The organism is Acidimicrobiales bacterium, from assembly GCA_035547835.1.
Taxonomy (GTDB): Bacteria; Actinomycetota; Acidimicrobiia; order Acidimicrobiales; family Iamiaceae; genus DASZTW01.
This window is the reverse complement of the sequence record DASZTW010000005.1, coordinates 676,279-695,625: the sequence shown is the minus strand read 5'-3', so window position 1 is coordinate 695,625 and position 19,347 is coordinate 676,279. Positions and strand designations below refer to the sequence as shown.

Annotated in this window: 16 protein-coding genes; 9 read left to right on the top strand and 7 right to left on the bottom strand. The window is 67.9% G+C overall.

What is annotated here, in order from left to right; genetic code table 11:
- Positions 1 to 10 precede the first annotated feature (10 nt).
- From VHA73_05495 to VHA73_05465, 7 genes are all read left to right on the top strand, one after another.
- Positions 11 to 1,237: a cytochrome P450 gene (locus VHA73_05495; GenBank protein ID HVX17469.1), complete on the top strand. Its 1,227-nt coding sequence runs from the start codon at positions 11 to 13 to the stop codon at positions 1,235 to 1,237.
- Positions 1,238 to 1,352: 115 nt separating this feature from the next.
- Positions 1,353 to 2,690 carry an AarF/UbiB family protein gene (locus VHA73_05490; protein HVX17468.1) on the top strand — a complete coding sequence of 446 codons (1,338 nt, stop codon included), beginning with the start codon at positions 1,353 to 1,355 and terminating at the stop codon, positions 2,688 to 2,690.
- 343 nt (positions 2,691 to 3,033) lie between these two features.
- Positions 3,034 to 4,221, top strand: coding sequence for a hypothetical protein (locus tag VHA73_05485; GenBank protein HVX17467.1), 1,188 nt, complete (start codon positions 3,034 to 3,036; stop codon positions 4,219 to 4,221).
- Complete coding sequence (locus VHA73_05480) at positions 4,218 to 4,637, top strand: OB-fold domain-containing protein (protein HVX17466.1); 420 nt, start codon at positions 4,218 to 4,220, stop codon at positions 4,635 to 4,637. Before VHA73_05485 ends, VHA73_05480 begins: the two co-directional genes overlap by 4 nt.
- A 207-nt stretch (positions 4,638 to 4,844) precedes the next feature.
- Positions 4,845 to 5,714, top strand: coding sequence for an alpha/beta fold hydrolase (locus VHA73_05475; GenBank protein HVX17465.1), 870 nt, complete (start codon positions 4,845 to 4,847; stop codon positions 5,712 to 5,714).
- Between the two features lie 216 nt (positions 5,715 to 5,930).
- Positions 5,931 to 6,833, top strand: a complete 903-nt coding sequence (locus VHA73_05470; protein ID HVX17464.1) for a metal-dependent hydrolase — start codon at positions 5,931 to 5,933, stop codon at positions 6,831 to 6,833.
- Complete coding sequence (locus VHA73_05465; protein ID HVX17463.1) at positions 6,826 to 8,334, top strand: NAD(P)/FAD-dependent oxidoreductase; 1,509 nt, start codon at positions 6,826 to 6,828, stop codon at positions 8,332 to 8,334. The genes VHA73_05470 and VHA73_05465 overlap by 8 nt, the downstream gene beginning before the upstream one ends.
- A gap of 594 nt (positions 8,335 to 8,928) precedes the next feature.
- Here VHA73_05465 and VHA73_05460 read toward each other — a convergent pair.
- From VHA73_05460 to VHA73_05430, 7 genes are all read right to left on the bottom strand, one after another.
- Entirely contained in the window at positions 8,929 to 9,852 is a 924-nt protein-coding gene (locus VHA73_05460; GenBank protein HVX17462.1) for a ferritin-like domain-containing protein, read from the bottom strand.
- Between the two features lie 552 nt (positions 9,853 to 10,404).
- Positions 10,405 to 13,677 carry a MobF family relaxase gene (gene mobF, locus VHA73_05455; GenBank protein HVX17461.1) on the bottom strand — a complete coding sequence of 1,091 codons (3,273 nt, stop codon included), beginning with the start codon at positions 13,675 to 13,677 and terminating at the stop codon, positions 10,405 to 10,407.
- Positions 13,678 to 13,764: 87 nt separating this feature from the next.
- The gene (locus tag VHA73_05450) at positions 13,765 to 14,502 is read right to left on the bottom strand and encodes a hypothetical protein (protein ID HVX17460.1); all 738 of its coding nucleotides are present in this window, start codon (positions 14,500 to 14,502) and stop codon (positions 13,765 to 13,767) included.
- An 87-nt stretch (positions 14,503 to 14,589) separates the two neighbouring features.
- On the bottom strand, positions 14,590 to 15,414 hold the full coding sequence (locus VHA73_05445; GenBank protein ID HVX17459.1) for a bifunctional DNA primase/polymerase: 825 nt from the start codon (positions 15,412 to 15,414) through the stop codon (positions 14,590 to 14,592).
- A complete protein-coding gene (locus VHA73_05440) occupies positions 15,411 to 15,833 on the bottom strand; it encodes a hypothetical protein (GenBank protein HVX17458.1) in 423 nt (140 codons plus the stop codon). Before VHA73_05440 ends, VHA73_05445 begins: the two co-directional genes overlap by 4 nt.
- Before the next feature lie 245 nt (positions 15,834 to 16,078).
- A complete protein-coding gene (locus VHA73_05435; protein HVX17457.1) occupies positions 16,079 to 16,417 on the bottom strand; it encodes a hypothetical protein in 339 nt (112 codons plus the stop codon).
- Positions 16,414 to 17,001: a hypothetical protein gene (locus tag VHA73_05430; GenBank protein HVX17456.1), complete on the bottom strand. Its 588-nt coding sequence runs from the start codon at positions 16,999 to 17,001 to the stop codon at positions 16,414 to 16,416. The genes VHA73_05435 and VHA73_05430 overlap by 4 nt, the downstream gene beginning before the upstream one ends.
- Before the next feature lie 589 nt (positions 17,002 to 17,590).
- Here VHA73_05430 and VHA73_05425 point away from each other — a divergent pair.
- Both VHA73_05425 and VHA73_05420 read left to right on the top strand, forming a co-directional pair.
- Positions 17,591 to 18,211: a hypothetical protein gene (locus VHA73_05425; protein HVX17455.1), complete on the top strand. Its 621-nt coding sequence runs from the start codon at positions 17,591 to 17,593 to the stop codon at positions 18,209 to 18,211.
- A 152-nt stretch (positions 18,212 to 18,363) separates the two neighbouring features.
- Positions 18,364 to 18,969: a hypothetical protein gene (locus tag VHA73_05420; protein ID HVX17454.1), complete on the top strand. Its 606-nt coding sequence runs from the start codon at positions 18,364 to 18,366 to the stop codon at positions 18,967 to 18,969.
- Positions 18,970 to 19,347: the final 378 nt, after the last annotated feature.

Below are 19,347 nucleotides of genomic sequence, written 5' to 3'. Positions count from 1 at the left end.
GGAGGCCGTCATGACGCTCGTCCACGAACTGGATCTCCCCGAAATCGACATCTTCGGCCTCGACCGGACGAGCCTCGTCCACGCGTTCGAGGCCGCCTCCAAGCGCCACTGGCTGGCTCGCACCCCGCTCGGCTACGCCGTGAGTCGGCATGAGGACGTCACTGCGATCCTGCGCGACCAGCGCTTCCACTCAGCGTTGTCCTTGTTGCCACAGCTCGGTGGGGTTCCGGAAGGTCGCTTACGCAACCGGCAGGAACGCTCGATCCTCTCGAAGGAAGGCGATGAGCACAACCGGCTTCGACGCCTTGCATCGCCCGCTTTCACACCCAAGGCCACCGAGCGGCTTCGCCCCTTCATGCGCCGAGTCATCAACGACCTCGTCGACGGATTCGCCGACACTAGCCGCTGCGAACTGGTGCATGACGTATGCGAGCCGTACCCCATCCCGATCATTTGCGAGCTCCTCGGCGCGCCGAAGGACGACTGGCGGTTGTTCTCGGCGTGGGCAACGGACATCTTCCGCATGTTCAACAACGACCTCGCGAACGACCTCGACGCGATCGAAGGCGCGATGGAGCATCTCGACGCGTATGTCCGGCACATGATCGACGAACGCCGGGGAAGACCTGCGGACGATCTCCTCACACGACTGATCCAGGTGGAGGAAGAGGGCGATCGACTTAGTACCGACGAGCTGGTGATGATGGCCGAAGCGGTGCTCATGGCCGGAACGGACACGACTCGGAACCAGCTGGCTTGCGCGGTTGCGCTGTTCGCGGAGCATCCCTCCCAGTGGGCAGCCCTCGGGGCCGACCCCGAGCTCGCGGCGAGAGCCGTCGAGGAGGCGATGCGCCATCTCGGCACGGTCCGGGGCACGGCTCGGATCGTCGCCGAAGATGCCGAGCACCGTGGTGTGACATTCCCGGCCGGAACCCTTGTCATGCTCAGCCTGGTCGCCGCGAACCACGACGCCGAAGTCTGGACGGATCCTTCGACCTTCGACATCCAGCGACCGTCAGGCGGCGCTCCGCAGCTGACCTTCGGGTCCGGGCTGCACTACTGCCTTGGTGCATCGCTCGCCCGCGCCGAGCTTCAGGAAGCGCTTCCGATCCTCGCCCGCCGGATGCCTGACCTCAGCTTGGTCGAGGCCATCCAGTGGAAGCCGCCGACGGTTGGCATCTGGGGGCCCAGCCGCCTGGCCCTCGCGTTCGGCTCACCCGGCAGTCCATCGAGCTGACGCGCGGGCGAGCGACCCAGACTCGGGCAGAGCCCTGGCAGAGGATGGCCGGGGTTCGGCGGCCCGTCCGACACCGTGTTCGACATGACGTCGGACCACACCGTACCTTGACTCCATGACATCGGTCCCGGAAACAGTCAACCCTCTGGGCGCCGGCCGCCGAACCGAGACGAGCCGCCGCGCGGTCCGCACGGGCCTAGTGCTGGCGCGCCACACCGCAGCTGCCGCCCGACGGACTCGTGGGCGCCGCCGCGATCAGGTGATCGCCCAGGAACTTCGGAGAGCGTTCGAAGATCTCGGCCCGACCTACGTCAAGCTCGCGCAGCTCGTCGCGTCAAGCCCCGGCCTTTTCCCCGAAGCACTGGCGACCGAATTCCGGGCCTGCTTGGACGCAGTTGCGCCTGTATCCATCGAGTTGGTGCGTTCGGTCATCGAAGCCGAACTAGGTGCGACGGTCGAGGAGCTATATCGAACATTCGATGCTGTTCCACTCGCCTCCGCCTCGATCGCGCAGGTCCATGCAGCCACGCTGCACGACGGAACCAGGGTCGTCGTAAAGGTGCAGCGCCCGGGGCTCACCGATCGCCTCCGCGCAGACGTGGCGATCCTCGCAAGGATCGCCCGCCTCCTCGATCGGTTGTCGGCCACGGGCCGCATGGCGAACCCGACTGCGGTGGTCGAAGACTTCGCGATCACCCTCTCCTCCGAACTCAACTTCGTCACCGAAGCTCGCTCGATGGAGCGCTTCGACACGAACCTGCGGTCGTTCGGCTCGAACGAAAATGTTCGCATCCCGGCGGTGGACTGGCGACTCACCACTCCTCGGGTACTCACTATGGAGCGGATCGAGGGCTACAAGATCGACGACCTCGCCGCGTTGGGCGAGACCGGCTGGGACCTCGCTGCTGTGCTGAAGGCCGCCGTGCGAGCCTGGATGGAGGCCGCGCTGGTCCACGGCTTCTTCCACGGCGACGTCCACGCGGGCAACCTCATGCTCGACACCGACGGACGCGTGGTCTTCCTGGACTTCGGAATCTGCGGGGCACTCGACGACACGACCCGCGCCGTCGTGTGCGACGGTCTTCCGGCGCTCCTCGTGGATCAGGACTTCGAACGAGTCGCGAGCGCGATCTATGACCTCGGCGCCATCCTCAGCCCCGCCGACCTCGAGCAATCAGCCAAGGACATCGCCGAGCTCGTCTCGCCCATCCTGGAGCGACCGCTGTCGGAGATCTCCTACGGCGAGGTGCTCGTCGACATCATCAAGGTCGGCACGCGCTACGACGTCCGCCTGCCGCGCGAGCTCGTCCTGGTGGCGAAGCAACTCCTGTACTTCGAGCGCTACGCGAAGTTGATGGCCCCCGACTGGACCATCCTTGACGACCCCGATCTGATCGCCTTTCTGTTCGAGTCGAGCCTGAACGACGGCTCCGCCAGGCCGCCGTCACCGTGAGGGGCCGGCGACGTGTCCAGCCGTTCATGGGAGCCGTCGCTTCGCCGAGTGCACTGAGTCGTCGCCGTATGGACCGTCGCCGGAGTCGGCCTCGCGTTGGCCGCATCCCTTTCCCCACGGTGCAGCGGAAGTCCGCTAGCGCCGACACCACCCCGACGACACCGCGCCCGCCGGTCTGCTCGGCCGCCTCGCGGATCTCAGCGGCTCAGAGCAGACCAGATCGAAGCGGCGCTCGGATCCTTCGACCGGACCGCGAGCGTCACAGTGATGCGAGGCCCAGGCATCCTTCTGGTCTCACGGCATCCGTTGTCGCCCGACGGTGCGAACACAAAGGGAGTCGACGATGAGGGAAACGAGATCGTTCGGCGGCACCACGGCGATCGTCGGGGTCGCTGAAACCGACTATGCACGAGGCGTCGATCGGCACGTGTGCGAGATGATCCTCAACGCCGCCATGGGAGCGATCACCGACGCTGGCCTCCGCCCTGACGCCGTCGATGGGATCATTCCGCAACCTGGTGTGATCACGGCCGAGGAGATCGCAGCGAACCTCGGTGTGCCGGAGCTGCGCTACAGCGTGACCGTCCACATGGGGGGCGCGAGCCCGGTCGCCGCATTGCAGACCGCTGCCATGGCGATCACCTGCGGCGTGGCAGAGACGATCCTCGTCTGCCTGGGATGGAACGGATACTCCGCGATGCGTCCTCGAGAAGGAGCAGTCCGCACGCATCGCTCAGTCGACGTGGGACCCATGACCGAAACGCTCCGCAATCACTACGCCCCGTACGGTCTGCTGGGCGCGGCGCAGCCCTACAGCCTCTACATCAGGAGGTACATCGAGACGTACGGCGTGGGTCCTGACGGCGCTGCGGCTGTCGCGCTCGCTTGTCGCGGCCACGCTCAACTCAACGATCGGGCGCTGATGCGTGGCCGCACGCTCACGCGGGCAGAGTATGACGCCGCCCCGTACATCGCGGAGCCGTTGAGGAAGTTCGACTGCTGTCTCGAGACGGATTGCGCTGCCGCAGTCGTGGTGACGTCACTTGAGCGCGCCCGTGACCTTCGCCGACACCCAGTCGTCTACCTCGGGGGCGCCGAAGGGCATCCGACCCCGGCCGACGAGATCGTGAGCAGGACCGATCTGCTCCGCCTCGGCCTGCACGCCGCGGCGCCCCGTGCGTATGCAATGGCCGGCGTCACCCCGAGTGACATCGACGTACTGGAGATCTACGACTGCTTCACCTACGTCGTCCTGCTCGAACTAGAAGCTCTCGGATACGCCGAGCCTGGGGGTGCCAGCGAGTTCGTCGCAGGCGGGAACATCGAGCTCGGTGGACGCTTCCCGGTGAACACGCATGGCGGCCTGCTCTCCCAAGGCCACTGCTGGGGCCTCAACCACATCGTCGAAGCCACCCGCCAACTTCGCGGGGACGGCGGCGAAGCACAGGTGGAGGGCGCCGAGCTCGCGTTGGTCACCGGCTACGGCGATCTCGGTGACGGCAGCGTCGCCATTCTGGGGGCAGACCGATGACCGGTGCCTTCGTTCCTGAGCCGGAGTGGCTCACGGCGGACTGGCACCGAGCCTGCGCCGCCGAGGGTCGGCTGCACATGCAGAGATGTGACGAGTGCGGTCACTGGCGACATCCACCCCGCAGATTCTGCGCCTCATGCTTCTCCGGAGAGTCATCCTTCCAGCCGGTAAGCGGAACGGGGCGGGTGTACTCGTACGCCGTGAGCCATCGCAGTCTCGACCCTGAATGGAACGCGCTTGCACCCTTTGTGACGCTCGTCGTCGAGCTCGACGAAGGACCTCGGCTCCTTGCCACACTGCTTGCTGATGACGCCGACGTTGCCATCGCTCAGCGCGTCGCGCTCGGAGTCGAGAGCCGCGGACCGACCTTCGTGCAGGTCCACGCCGCGACGCTGGAGTTGCCACCCTTTGTGTGACAATGACAGAGTAGTGTCTTATTGTCACGTCGCAAAAGACGGGGGCCAGGCATGAACAACGAAGGGCCAGCGGGCCTTCGCTCGGAGATGGCGGAGATCACCACGAGCCAGGGATCGAAACCTCCGCGACTTCGGCGGCGGACCGTCACCCTGGACGACGGTCACCGCGTCGGGGTCTCGATCTGTGGCGACGGCGTTCCGCTTGTCATGGTTCACGGCATCATCGCCGAGGGAATGTTGTATGCCCGGACGCTGCGCCGTCTTGCCGGCATGGGCTTCAGGGTGATCGCCATCGACAGCGCCGGACACGGGCGCAGCGCCTCTCTGGGGGCCAGTGCCTGGTCGTGGGACGCGTACGTCGACCTTCACCGGCGGGTGCTGGATGAGCTCGGTGTCCGGCGAGCCGTGTTGCTCGGCCACTCGATGGGAGGTCGAATCGTCGTGGACCTCGCGTCACGCGACCCAGACCGCGCTCTCGCGGTCATTCCGGTGGATGCCGCGATCGGGCAATCGTTCGATGCGATGACGCGGGCGATCCGCTACGCGCCTCCACTCGTGCCGTTCGGGCTCGGCCTGCTCGTTGCCGACACCCTCATGAGCGGAGTGCGTGGCCGTCGACAGATGGGGTCGATCGCTCGACTCGCCGCGCCATCGCTCGGTGACCGTCTTCGTTCGCTACCAGCGCTCGTGCCGGCCTTCGCCGCGACGTTGCAACCTCGGAGCTCGACGGCGATGCTGCATCGACTGGCGGCTGACGCCGTTCCGGTGGTCGTGATCCATGGTGACCGCGATCTCGTCACTTGGTTCGCGAGTGGACGCTCAGCGGCGCGAGCGGCCAATGGCACGCTCGTGCGAGTCGAACGAGGTGGGCACTCGTGGCTCCTTGAGGACGCTGACACTCTCCCCGCAATCGTCGGCTCGCTCCTGGATGGACCATTGGCCGCAGCGCTGCCCGACGGAGTTTCGATCTCCGACCTGTACGGACCCGAGGCGCTGGCGCTGACCCTCGACCGGCCGATGTCCGAGCCCTATCGCCTCCGCGCCGGTCACGCATGGCGCCTGGAGACCTCCGACTGAGTTGGCGAACTCGTGACGGTCGTTGTGCGGCCCCGTCCTTGGCATCGACGAACCGTCGACTCCCGCGATGAGCAGGACCGCAGCGATCCGTACGACCTGGCGAATCATGCCCGCGGCACAGGGGTGGCTTGCGCGGCCTCTGGGCCGCTCCTGTGCATCAATGCAACAAGAACACAAAGTTGCAACAGGGTCTCACCTGGGCAATATGCTCTGCCGATGGCCCTCACTGTGCACGCCGACCGACCAGCACTCGCCCCCCGCCGCACCTCCTTCGGACTTTCGGGAACGGCCGTCCACTGGCTCGCCGGGGACGCGCAATCCACGCACACGATGAACGTGGGGAACCTGCTCTTCCCCACGGGCGAGCGGTTCTTCAACGACTCCCTGCGGAACGCCCTCGCCTATGTCACGGATCCCGACCTCCGGGGCGAGATCCGAGGTTTCCTCGGGCAGGAGGTCACCCACGGTCGGGAACACGAGCGCTGCGTTGAGCGGCTTCGGGAGCACGGCATCGATTTCGACCGTGAGCTGCGTTGGTTCGAGGCGTTCCGGCGTGGTTTAGATCAGCGTGTGCGCCGCCTGCCGGAGCCGCTGCGCCGCCAGGCCGTGCTGCAGATGCTGGCGGTCACAGCCGCAGCCGAGCACTTCACAGCCTCGCTGGCCGGGTATGTGCTGGAGGGGAACACCTGGTGCTCGAGCGGGGTCGATGAGGATGTCTCGGCACTCTGGCTGTGGCACGCAGCCGAAGAGATCGAGCATCGGCACGTGGCGTTCGACGTCTACGCCGAGATCGGCGGCGGCTACGTCCGGCGGGCACTGACGATGGCCCCGCTCGCGCTCCTCCTTCCGGTGATGTGGCCTTTGATCACGACGGAGCTGATGCGTCGAGACCCCGCGGCTCACGGCCGGTGGCGATGGCGCAGCCACATGGCGGCAGCTCGCCGGGGCCATGTGTTCTCGTTGCCGCGGGCGATGTGGGACGTGCGGCTGTACTTCAAGCCGTTCCACCATCCGTCCCAACTCCCTGGCTCGTTGTCCCTAGCTCTCGAGCACCTGACGACGGCCCCCTTGGTGCTGGGCCATCGCGGCGCGGCGCGGCGCAGCGAGTCGGATGCCTGAGATGCGAGTGACACCGATTGAGGAACTCGACGTCGTCGTCGTCGGCGCGGGGCTGTCAGGCATCTGCGCAGGACATCACCTTCAGGCGGCGGCGCCCTGGGCGTCCTACGCGATCCTGGAAGGGCGCAACGCCATAGGGGGGACGTGGGATCTCTTCCGCTATCCCGGGGTCCGCTCGGACTCGGACATGTTCACGCTCGGCTTCCCGTTCCGGCCGTGGACGAGTGACCGCATGATCGTCGACGGCGCCTCGATCAAGCGGTACATCGAGCAGACCGCAGCTGACGAGGGCATCGACAAGCACATTCGCTTCGGACACCGCGTGACCTCGGCGAGCTGGGACACGATGGAGGGGCGGTGGCGACTCACCGCCGAAGGTCCGGATGGACCGGTCGACTTCCGGTGTCGCTTCTTCTTCAGTTGCACCGGCTACTACAGCTACGAGCAAGGGCATCGGCCGTCGTTCGCCGGCGAGGAGCGGTTCTCCGGAACGTTCGTGCACCCCCAACATTGGCCGGAGGAACTCGACTACCGCGGCAAGCGGGTGGTCGTCATCGGGAGCGGCGCCACGGCGGTCACGCTGGTGCCTGCCATGGCAGAGGAGGCAGCGCTGGTCACGATGCTGCAGCGGTCGCCGACGTATGTCGCGTCCGTCCCGGCTCGCAATCCGGTCGTCGGAGCTCTCCAGCGGGTACTGCCCGCACGCATGGCGGCGAACGCCACCCGCTGGGCGCATGCGCTCGGGACACAGGGCATGTACGTCTTCAGTCGTCGCCATCCGAAGCTAGTGCGGGCAGCGTTGAAGCAGATGGTGAAGCGACAGCTCCCAGCGGGATACGCGATCGATCCCCACTTCACCCCGCGGTATGACCCATGGGACGAGCGCATGTGCGCTGTACCGGGAGGAGACCTGTTCAAGGCGATCGCATCCGGACGAGCAGAGGTGGTCACCGACGAGATCGACTCGTTCACCGAGACCGGGATCCTGCTCCGGTCGCAGCGCGAACTCGAGGCCGACATCGTCGTTACTGCGACCGGCTTGGAGTTGCTGTTCATCGGAGGCATCGAGCTCCGCGTCGACGGGGAGCGGGTCGACGTGGCGGGTCGCCTGACCTACAAGGGAATGATGCTCGAGGGCCTACCGAACTTCGCGTTCGCCATCGGCTACACGAATGCCTCGTGGACCTTGAAGTGTGACCTCTCCGCCGCGTACGTCGCACGGCTCCTCAACCACATGCGGGCCACGGCACGGTGGATGTGCACACCGCGCAACGACGATCCCAATCTGGAGTCGAAGCCGATCCTCGAGATGCGCTCCGGCTACATCGCGAGGGCCGCGGGACTCATGCCCGCGCAGGGATCCCGGTTCCCCTGGCAGGTGCATCAGAGCTTCGTGCGCGACTACAGGGCCATGCGACTCGGCGGCGTTGAGGACGGCGCGATGCGATTCGACGAGATCCCCGCCGGCGCGCCGGTATCGGCCACGATCGACGCAGCCTGACCGACGTCGAACCTCGTCATCTGGCGACGACGATCACATCCAATCGGTGTTCGATGCCGTCGCATGTGCGGACTCCATCGCGGCTGATGCAGGCGATCGGCCAGCCGACGAGTTCGCAGCCGTCGGACCCCACAGCCGCGAGGTAGCGGTCGCTTCGGAGTGAAGGCCGTCGATCGAGGGGCGTCGGCGTGAGCTGGCGCCGGACCCACCTGTCGGGGACCTGCCGGGCCCGCAGGGCGGACGCGGCCCGAGTGTCGATGGCCGCAGCCGTCCGTCGGGCACGTTGGCGTAGCAGACCCCCGCCAGGCAGGGGCTGTGCGGCACGAGCCGCGCGCCGAAGCACGTAAGCGGAGGCCGCCAGGGCTTCGGCGGACCGGGGCAGCCCAACCCCCACGGAAGGCACCACGCGTCGCGGTTGATCCTCGAACACCTTTACCCGGTGGCCCGCGTCGACCATGCGGACGACCACCTCGAGCATCTCTGCGTCCGTGCCGATGCATCCGACGCGACTACCGACGACGACGAGCTCGTCGTCGAACGTGTCGGAGTCGAGGACGAGTCCTTGGAAGGCATCGATGTGCCTCAACGTCAATGTCATCCGACGGCCGGTTCAGCGGTGAGCCCGCTAATCCAGGACGGGGGTTGGGGCAGCGCTGCCTGCGGGATGCGGTCGGTGAGCCACACCAGCGCGTCGCCGAGCCGATGGTAGGGATGAGATCGATCGGCCACCATCTTCCCGTACTCCTTCAGCCCGAGATATGCCGGGTTCCGCCGTACGACCGGCGTGCGCACACCGACGAGGTCGAACCGCGCCAGCGCGTCGTAGAGCTGACGCTCGTCGAGGCCCATCGCGATGACGCTGTCGCGTGCCTTCGACATCAAGGGAAGGCCGGCGGGGAGTACGGCCAACGCCGCCGGAGAAAAGATCGTTTTGCCGAGATCGAGGAACTGTTGCAGTCGCGGCTGGCGCCCGAGCACCTCCAGCACGTGGTAGCCGACCGCGAGGTGGCGCGACTCGTCGTTGTTGATCTTGTCGAAGACCTGACCGCAAAGCGGGTCGTCCACCTCGTCAACGAGGAACTTGAGAAGTGCGCCGTCGAGTGCCACCTCCAGCATCGGGATCGCCGTCGCGAGCACGGCCAGCGGCAGTCCATCGGCGAAGCGATCGAGCCACTTCATCGCGAGGCGGATGCTGGGGTTGGGAGTCGGTACCCCGCCGGTTTCGACCATGCCCCACCGGCGCATCAGCGCGAGTTCAGCGTTGGCGTGTCGCTGCTCCTCGGCCTGGAAGTAGCGATAGATGTCGGCCAGTACGGGATCGGTGGCGCTGCGGGCCAGTGCGGCGAAAGCCCTCGATCCCACCTGCTCGATCCAGGTCACATCTGACATGAACGACTGCAGCCCGTCGCGCTGGTCCGGTCGGATCCGGTCTGCGCCGGGCGCGGCCCAGTCGATGTCCGCCAGAGCCCATTGGCGGTCCTTGATCCGCCCGAGCATCTTACCGAGATCGGTGCTCATGAGAGCCGTCCGGCGGGTCGCGTCGATGCTGACGAGTTCGCGGTGGTCGGGCGCAGGTGCGTCACTCTGGCCTCCTCAAAAGCATTATGAAACGAAGTGGTTTCATTGTAACACCGCGGCTAAGGGAGGCGGGGTCCGCGACTGTGCTGTCGTCGAGCTCGAGGCCGGGTCTGCTGCACTGAGACGTGACTACCTGACCTGACCCATCTCTTGGGCTTCAGGTCAAGCCTGTTACCAGCTCGTGCAGCAGACCCGGTGCACTTCTGCCGATGCCGTGCTGCCGCGAGCTTGCTGCTCTTGTAGAGGGCGGCCCAGCAGTCCGGTGTTGGCCCGCTGCCGCAGCTGAACTTGGACACGTTGCACTACGTGGTCTCGGGAGGTCGCTTTCGTCCGGCTTCAACGCATGGGTCTTGGTGGTGCCGGTGGCGAAGTACACGGTGAAGCTGACGACTATGTCGTGGTCAGTGGTGAGGTCTTCGTAGCGGTTGCAGTGGTCGGTGCACCCCTCGCCGAGCACACCCAGCGGGGTGTGCTCCCTCGATGTCATGCCTCTCAGATCGTCGGTTCGAGTTGGTGCGTCGCCGGCTGGTGTGGCCAGCCGGGCGGAGCGTGATCTGCCGCCTCGGGGCTCGGGATGTTCGACGGGAATGCAGCACGGGCGTGACCGATCAGGTCCTCGACATGTAGCAGATGTGCTCGCCGTTCCGGCTCCGCGCCGAGGGACTCGCGAGGTCCGCCCCAGCGCGCCTGGTAGCTGACGATTGCTCCCGCGGCGCGCCGCCAGCGTTGCCGTGCGTCTAGCTCGTCGGGTGGCGCGCCGATCTGTGCGGTGAGTTGGGGCGGTGCGCCAAGTTCGGCCACGCGGCCTGCCAATCGCTCTAGTCCGTCGATGGCCGCGCGGAGTCGGGTGAGTCGTGTTAGGTCTTCCGCGTGTTCTTCTTCCCACCGGGTGCGTCGCCTTTGCTGGAGCCGGAGTGCGGCGAGCCTCGCGTCTACGGCCGCTCGCTGCTCGGCCAGTAGCTCGTGTCGTTCGGTTCCGCGCCGCTGCTCGAGTTCTGCGCCATTGCATTTCCGCTTTCGCTCTCGCTGAGGGCGACGGGCGGCGGCGAGACGCTGCGCGGTGCGAGCTTGGCGTACGGCCAGGTCGGTCTGTTGTTTGGCGATCCGCGCTTGTCGGCGTCGGGCATCGGTGACCTCTTCGTCGCCGGGCGCGTGTGGCCGTCGGGCCTTGACGTCGCGTGCGAGCTGGTCGTATTCGCACCACAACCGGACGAGGTCTTGGCCCCACAGCTCGTTGTCCGTCTCGGCTTCGTCGGTGGCGAGGGCCTTAGCGGCGCTGCGTTGCAGCGAGTCGAGGAGCTGTGCGTCGGGAGTAGCCGTTTGGATGCCGTGGTGGTGTTGTTCGGGGTCGGGTTCGGCGGTGACGGCATAGAGCTGGTTGTGGTGTCGGCCGCGGGAGAGGGCGACGTAGCTGGCTTGTCGGTAGAGGCGGTCGTCGCCGTAGACGAGCAGCCGGTCGACGGTGGTGCCTTGGGCTTTGTGGACGGTGGTGGCGTAGGCGTGGGTGAGGTGATGGCGTCGCAGGTACCGAGACGGCACGTCGAGGTTTTGCCCGGTGTCGGTCTGCACCGCGATGGTGGCCGTGGCTGGGTTGACTGAGGTGACGGTGGCGAGGTCGCCGTTGATGACGCCGAGGTGTTTGTCGGCTCGGGTGAATAGCACTCGGTCGCCTGCGGCGTAGCCGCGTCCGTGCACGTCGAGGTCGGGTCCGTGCAGGGTCCCCTGCGCGCGGAGGTGGGCGCGGGCCGCCGCATTGAGGTCGCTGACGTCAACGTTGCGGGTTGCGATCATGAGGACGTCCTGTCTGGTTTGGGTGGCGGTCCACCAGTCCTGTGCCATCGTGGCGAGCGCGTCGGTTGCGGTATCGCAGAGCGTGACGCGGCCGTGGCGTCGGTAGGCTCTGATGGCGCTCGCTACGGCGCCGTGGCGCAGCTCAGCAAGCGCGCCGCGTTCCCAGGGCTCGCTTTGGCGGCTGTTGCGGTTGAGGGTGACGGCGCCGAGTCGCGCCTGCAGGCTGGCGAAGGCACCGCCGGCGCCGATTTCGGGGAGTTGGTGATGGTCCCCGACCAGCAGCACCTTGGCGCCGCCGCGTTGGGCGTGTTCGAACAGGGCGTGCAGCGTGCGGGAGTCGACCATCGCGGCCTCGTCAATAACCAGCACGGTTCGCGTCGACAGCACCTGGTGATGGGGCGCGTTGAGGTCGATGACCAGCCGGGCGACGGTCGTGGACTCGATGCCGGAGCCGGTTTCGAGTTGCCGTGCGGCGCGTGCCGCGAGCGCGCAGCCGACGACGTGGTGGCCGCTGCGTTGCCAGGCATCTCGGGCGGCGTCGAGCGCGAACGTCTTGCCGGTCCCCGCCGCCCCAACGACAACTTGGATCCCATCACCGCTCGAGCACACAGCGGTGACCATGGCGGCTTGTTCGGTTTTGAGGGTGGGCCGGGCCGCGAGCGCGGCGGCGATCGCTGAGGGCGGCGCGACCGCGGCGCTGGCGTGTTTGCGGTGGGTGGCACTGTCGAGGAGTTCGGCTTCGATGCGCAGCATCTCGGGTGTGGACCAACGGCGGAGATCTTCTTCCATCGCCACTGGGGTGCCGTCGGAGCGACCAATGCGCGCGCCGAGGCTCCCGGCGGTGACCGTGCGGACCACACGTTCGCTGGCGAGGAACTCATCGGCCGCCGCCTCGGCGTCGCCTGTGTCGCTGCTTGCGGGGAGGTCTTGGGCGAGGGCGCGGACGACGTCTTGGCGCGAGAAGCTCGACTGTCGGTGCGTCAGGCCGTCGGGCCCGGCGAGCGCATCCAACAGGTCATGACGGGCCCCTCGGTCGAGGGCGGCCGGTTGGTGGCGTCCGAGGACTTGGTTCACGTCGTCGGCGGTGAATCCCATAGTGGCGGCTTGCTCGGCCCACCGTTCACGCAGCGCTATCTGGTTGGCGTCGCTGTCCTTGGTTTGGCGGGTTTGGAGGGTCGCGGCTTGCGCGGCGCGTGCCGAGGACTGCCCGCGTTGGTCGAGGAGTGCTTCGATTTGTTCGCGTCGACGACTGAAGGCCCGCAGCACCGGCCGGGGGATGCCATCGATGTCGGCGTAGCCGTTACGAACCGGACGCCACGCCACGCCCAACCGTCGGGTCAACTCCGCGCGCAGCTTTGCCTGGTACATGAACCCGCTGGTGCGCGAGTTACGAAAGATCGCACGGCTGTCCAGCGCCCCCCATCGTCCGTCGAGGGCTTGGACCATGTTCGCTACCAAACAATGGGTGTGCAGCGCCGGGTCACCAGCGCGACTTGTCCGGTGCCGGAAACCCGCCACGATCAAACCGTCGGTCGGCAGCTGCTGGATTGATCCGTCGATACGGCGTCGGGTGAAGGTGGCGTTGCGTTCCAGGTAGCCCAGTGCGGCATCGACCGCGGCTTCGTGGGCCTCGACGACCTGGCCAGCGACTTCGCGGTCGCCGAGCGCGTACAGGACCGACACCGACTTCGGCGCCGAGAACGTCAAGTCCAAACCGGGGAGGCGAGGCTGGGCCGGGGTGCCGGCTCGGACCAGGCGGGTGCCGTCTGAGGGGTGCGTGCCGGCGAACACCGCCATGAACGCCTTGTCGTCGACGGGGCCTGACACGTCCAGGGCGGCGGTGCCGTTGCCTCGCCACCGGCCGGGGGCTTCGCCCGAGCCTAGGTAGTAGTCCTCGACATCTTTGGCGACTCGCCCGAGGTAGTAGTCGGCGCGGCGGAGTTTCCCGATCGACAACACGACAGCACCTCGCATGAGCTCATGCTTGGAGCTGTCGCCACCCTCCCGGCTGTGGCAGCCGTACTTCCCAACCATCGTGGGCGTTCGACTGGGCGACAGGAACTACGAGCGACGGTAGCCGCACCGCGTGCCAGTGTGTGCGCCTTCCTTCCAACTTTTCTTCATCGTCGTCGGTACTGGTCTTGTCTGCTCGTCGTTGGCTTGGTTGTCGTTCGATCCTGGTTCTGGGTCGTTCGTCTGCCTTCGCCTTTCGCGGACCCGAGCGACGCCGCACGCGGCGGAGAGTCGCCGGGCGACGGGGTGCGATGGGGCCGCAGCGGGGCCCGGGTGTTCAGGTCGTGGCGTACTCCTCGGGCAGCTCGACGCCGGCGGCGGCGGCGAGCGCGGCCATGTCTTGGCGGTCGACGTCGCGGGCGGGTAGCCGCTGTGGTGGGCGACCTGCAGCGTGGCGGTCAGGCAGGGAACCGCGTCGCCGGTGACGCGGCCTTCGCCGAATCCCTCGGCGGGGTAGGGGCAGTCGGTGCCGTGGGGTGAGGCGGCGTGCTGCCAGCCGGTGCCGTGTTCGTCGAAGGTGACGGGGTGCAGGTCAATCGAGCGGCCGTCAGCGGCGCGTAGCACGGCACGGGTCGGGAGGTAGTCCTCGGCCAGGCTGAAACCCAGTCGGTTGAGGGCGTCGCGTACGTCGTTGACGTGGGCGAGCTCGATGACGATGTCGAGGTCGCTGTGGTCGCGGGTCTGGGTGCCGAGTAGCGCGTCGACGCCGTAGCCACCGTCGAGCCACACGGCGAGACCGGCGCCGCGCAAGGCGCCGAGCACCCGCAGCACGTCACCCAATTGCATCGGGCGGTGTCTAGCCGGGGACCGGCGCACCGGCGTGGCGAGTTTGGGGCGGACGGAGGCGGTGGCCGGGCCGCGGTCGGGCTGGTTTCAGTGCCGCTGCAGGGCTCGGGTGCGGGGGTGTTGGTAGCCGCCGCGTAGCCCGGACGCGATGGTGGCGTTGGCTTCGCGTTCGCCGAGCCCGCTGGCTGTTGCGGCTGCTCGGAGTTCGAGGGTGGCGGTGGTGGGGTCGACGTGGCCGGCGGCGATGAGTTGGCCGATCCGAAACGCGGCCCGCACCAAGGTGTCGTTCCGTGTCCCAGGCCGGGTGTGTGCGATGTGGGTGGTTTCGCTGGTGAGCGCGGTTCGGCCGTATGGCGTCGTCGAGCAGGGCACTGGTCGTGAGCCGTTTTGGCGTGTTGACCTGGGGTGGGGAACGTTGCGGGGAACCCAGCGGGGAACCTCCGGCAGGGCCTGCGCGGGTCCTGTGGGTGTTGTCCAGGTGTAGGTGGCGCCGGTGGGGTGGATCGATGGTGGGGCGACGACGTAGCCGCCGCGGCCGCGCCAGTCGAGCCCGGGCCGGATCGCGACACGGTTCCCGGTGCCGGTTGGGGCGAAGTAGCGGTGCTGACCTCGCCCGGTGGTGACGGCCGGTCCCTCCGGTAGGGGGCGACCCTTCGCGAGGTGGATGAGGGAGTCGATCCCGGCGGGTCCGTCGATGTCCAACACGTCGAAGCCGTAACCGCTCGCGAGGCCGATGTTGGCGTCGGGCCGTTGTGCCCACCATGCGCGGATCTGGTCGGTGTTGGTGGTGGCGTCATGCACACCGTGGCGGGTGGCGGGCACCTTGCCCCGGGGCCGCAACGGCAACACTCGCCATCCTTGTTCCGCGTACTCGATGGCGGCGCGCAGCAGTGGCGCGGGTGTCGCGTTCATGCCGTCGCCTGCCGTTCGGCGGTGGTGTGGCGGCGGTGGAGGGCGACGACCAGTGCGGGGGCTCGGTGGAGTTGACGGGCCGACAGGGACGGAATCGCAGTGCGGACCGCGTAGGTGTCGTCGGGCAGCGCGATCGCCATCCCGAAACGCTCCAGGCGTTGCAAGGTCCGGCACAGCGTCGAATGGGCGCCGCCCCCGTAACTGATCCCCAACGCGTCCGCGAACTGATCGAGGTCGACGGTGACGGACCGGGCGTTGTTGAGGAGTTCCGCGAACAGGCTCAGCGCGGCGATCGAGCTGGGCCCGAGTGTCCATGCCCAGCAATGCGCGACGTAGGGGTGCCGGGCATCGAAACAACGGACTCCGACCTCCGCGGGCCATGGCGTGATGTTGAGCGGTGACGGGTAGTCGACGTGCATTGGGGTGCCTCCTGCAGCATCCGGGGCGGAGCGGCGGTCGCCCGCCAGGGCGGCGATTTCGCCGCCTTCGCCTCGATGTGCGCCGCAACCGCCGCACCCAAGTCGGGTGTCAAGGGCACCGCAGGTGTCACGAGTGACGGGAGTACCGCAGCGCAGCGAGGAACGGACCGCCCTTGACGCCCGGTTCGTCTTGGGTGTGGCACCCCACCCACCAGCCCGAGGCGCCCCAACCGACCTGACGCGACTCAGTGCCGGGCCGCCGGGTTTGCCGCGGGGGTGCGCATGGTGGTGCGGACCTTCCAGCCCGTCTCGTTTGCCGTCAGGAATCCGAAGCGCTCGAGGCGACAGATGCACCGCCCGATCCGCGACGTCCCGCCGTTGCCCGCGATACCGAGCGATCGGGCTGCTGCGACGAGATCCACCGGCATCGGGTCGCCGGTGTCGTCGAGTTCGTCGACGAGGAGTCGCCACAACAGCCAGGTCGCGGGGCCGAGCCGCGGCAACCAGTACTGCTCACACGCCTCGTCAGTGGGTGCGAGTCCTTCGGGTGTCGGCCACAGGGTGAACGCGACGACACAAGTCATGACGCCGTCTCCATGGCGCGCAGGGCGGCGTAGGTGCGGTCTCGGCGCCGGCGGATGGTTCGTTCGTTGCACCGCCGCCGCGCCGCGGCGTCACCGATCCGGGATGTGAACGCCAACTCGCCGACCAACTTCGCGTCGCCGGTGGTGACGATTCCGGACCGGGTCGCGTGGGTCAGCAGATCGAGAACCTCGCTGGTCGCGCAACACGTAGGGTCTGCGGGGAGCCTCGCGGCGTGTTCCTGGTCGAGCTGTGTCGCTGGCTCGCGGAGTTTGCCGGCGGCACGCCAAGCGTCGCGGCGGATGCCGCGCACCAACACGGCGCACACCGCGAAGTGGGCCGGGCGGCCTCGCCGGAGGTGCTCCAGCGTCACCGTCACCGCGACACTGGCCGCGTCGTCCCCATCGATGCCCGCGGCGCGCAGGTCGCGGGCGAGGCGACGCAACGCGGGTTGCAATGCTTGTAGCAGGAACCGGATCGCTGGGTCGCCGCCGTCGTACAGCAACGTCGCCGCGACCCGGTCGGCGGCATCGTGGGGTGCGTCAAGGAGCCACTGCGGCGCCTCGGCGACCGACGCGGCTTCCACAAGCTGCGGGACCGCTCGAGTCCAGGAGAGCCAGGCCCGTCGCGATGGCGGTGAGGTTGCGGCGCGGGGCCAGTCGAGATCCAGACGATCCAAGACGTTCATGACGGTGGTGCCTCCTGTGCACGGGCTGGAGCAGTCACCATCGACAACGCCGTTCCCCGCCACGTTCCCCACCCCGTCCCCCCCAGTCCGAGTCCATGTGCGTGGTCGTCTGCGGTGGCCCGACGTAGCGGGCAGCTACTCAGACCCCGATGGGGCCCGTGACCTGCGGTGGGGATCGCCCCGGGGATAACCCGTCACCACGCTTGGCGGAGATGGCGCGGTGCGATCGCTCGCCTTCGACGCGATCGCGCGTTACCTTCGCCGCAGGGCAACGGTCCCGAACCTCCCACCGGGTGACGGACCACGGACAGCGCCTCGAGCAGGTGACCCGCCGCCAGGCGGGACCGCGACGGTCCCCGACGGCGAGCCACCGCTCCTCGGGGTGAGGGTCTCGTCGAGCGACCCACCCAAGCGGGTCCTCAGCTCGACCTCGCATCACGCGCGGCCACCCCCGTGGCCGACGCGACGAGCGTCGAGGGAGGACCACATGGGCAAGCCGCGACGACCCAAACGGCACCAGCGAGCACTACCCGCGGTCGCATTCGTAGTGGCCCTGGCCGTGGCGCTCGGCGGATGCGGCGGAGGGCACCGGAGCCGCGCCGGCAGCGATCCGGCGCCGTCAGCGCCGCGTGGCACCAGCACGACCTCGGCGGGAACGCCGTCGACGACCTCGACCAAACTGGACGTCGCTGCGGTCACGGCACTCGTCCAGACGTGGGCGGCCACCTATGAGGCAGCACTGGCGAACCCCGCCACGCCGCCCGATCTCTCCGGCATCGTCGCCCCCAGCTACCTGCCGACGGTCGCGGCGAGACTCCAGCAGTACGCGGCGCAGCACGCCGCAGTGCGGCCCAAGCCGAACTCGCAGCACCGCCTTGCCGTGTACGACGTCAAGGTTGAGGGGATGTCCGCCACCGCGACGGCCTGCGAAGTTAACGACGCCCTGTTGGTCAACACGACGACAGGGCAAGTCCTCGGGGACAACACCTTCACTGCCGAGACCAGCGTTTCGCTGGAGAGGGCCGACACAACCGATGGGTGGCGCCTGACGCAGATCAGCGCGGGGCCGACAACGCAAGGGATCTCGGGATGCGCCTTGCAGCACTAAGGACTGTGGCGGTCGCCCTGAGTGTCGGGCTGTTGTGCGCGCCGCAGGTCGCTGGGGCGATCAGCGAGCAGGTGCCATCGGTCGCGGTGTGCCTTGGCTACGGCGGCCTCGGAGACCCCACACCACCGAAGATTGGGTTCGGGCTCTGCTGGATGCCGGCACCGGCGTCGGACCCGGCGCCAGTTCCTGCGTCGGCGCCGCCAGTGGATCCGGCGGCCTTGGCGGCGGGGCTGGCGCAGCAGTTGCCGTTGCTGATGCCGGTGCCACATCTGTCTCCGTCGCCGGACGCGGAGCTTGTGCAGTTCCCGGTGTGGTTGTGGGTCGATGCCAACGCCTGGCAAACCCAGTCTGCGTCGGTGTCCCAAGGCGGCACGGCCGCGACGGTGTACGCGGTGGCGGTCTCGTCGTCATGGGATATGGGCGACGCCGCGGCGAATGCGGCCCACGGCCAGGTCGGTGACGAGGGGTCGTCGGTGGTGGTGTGCCGTACGGCGGGGTCGGTGTGGCCGGGCTCGCCGCCGGCCCGCTACGACGAGGCCTCGCCTGATTGTGGCTATTCGTATCGGTGGTGGTCGGGCGACGAACCGAGCCGGAGGTTCGTGGTGACGGTGTCGATGCGGTGGCATCTGTCGTGGCTGTCCAACACCGGCGGAGCGGGCGATCTTGGTGACCGGGTTCTCTCGGCACGGGTGCCGGTGACCGTTTCGGAGTCCCAAGCGCTCGTGTGCGGCGCGTCTGAAACGGGGGGTTGTCAATGACCTCGGTGAAGCAAGCAACGCGCCGCGCGATCCGCGACGACAACGCCCGGCGTGGCGGGAATGGGTCCGTCGCGTCCGGCGGGTTGGCGGGTCGCCCGGTCCGGCGGAGACCGGTGGTGGCGTTGGGTGTGATCGTGTTGGTGGGCGCGATGTTCGGGTTCGCGTTGTGGTCGTCGTCGTTGGGTCACCGTTCTTCGGTTTTGATGGCGCGACGCGACATCGCCGCTGGCGCGGTAATCGGCCGTGCGGACCTCGCGCGGGTGGACGTTGGCGCGGACCCAGCGGTCGCGACGGTGCCGGGGTCGCGGCTCGACGCAGTTGTAGGCCAGGTCGCCCGGGCCGCGATACCGGCTGGCTCCTTGTTGACCAATGCTGCGT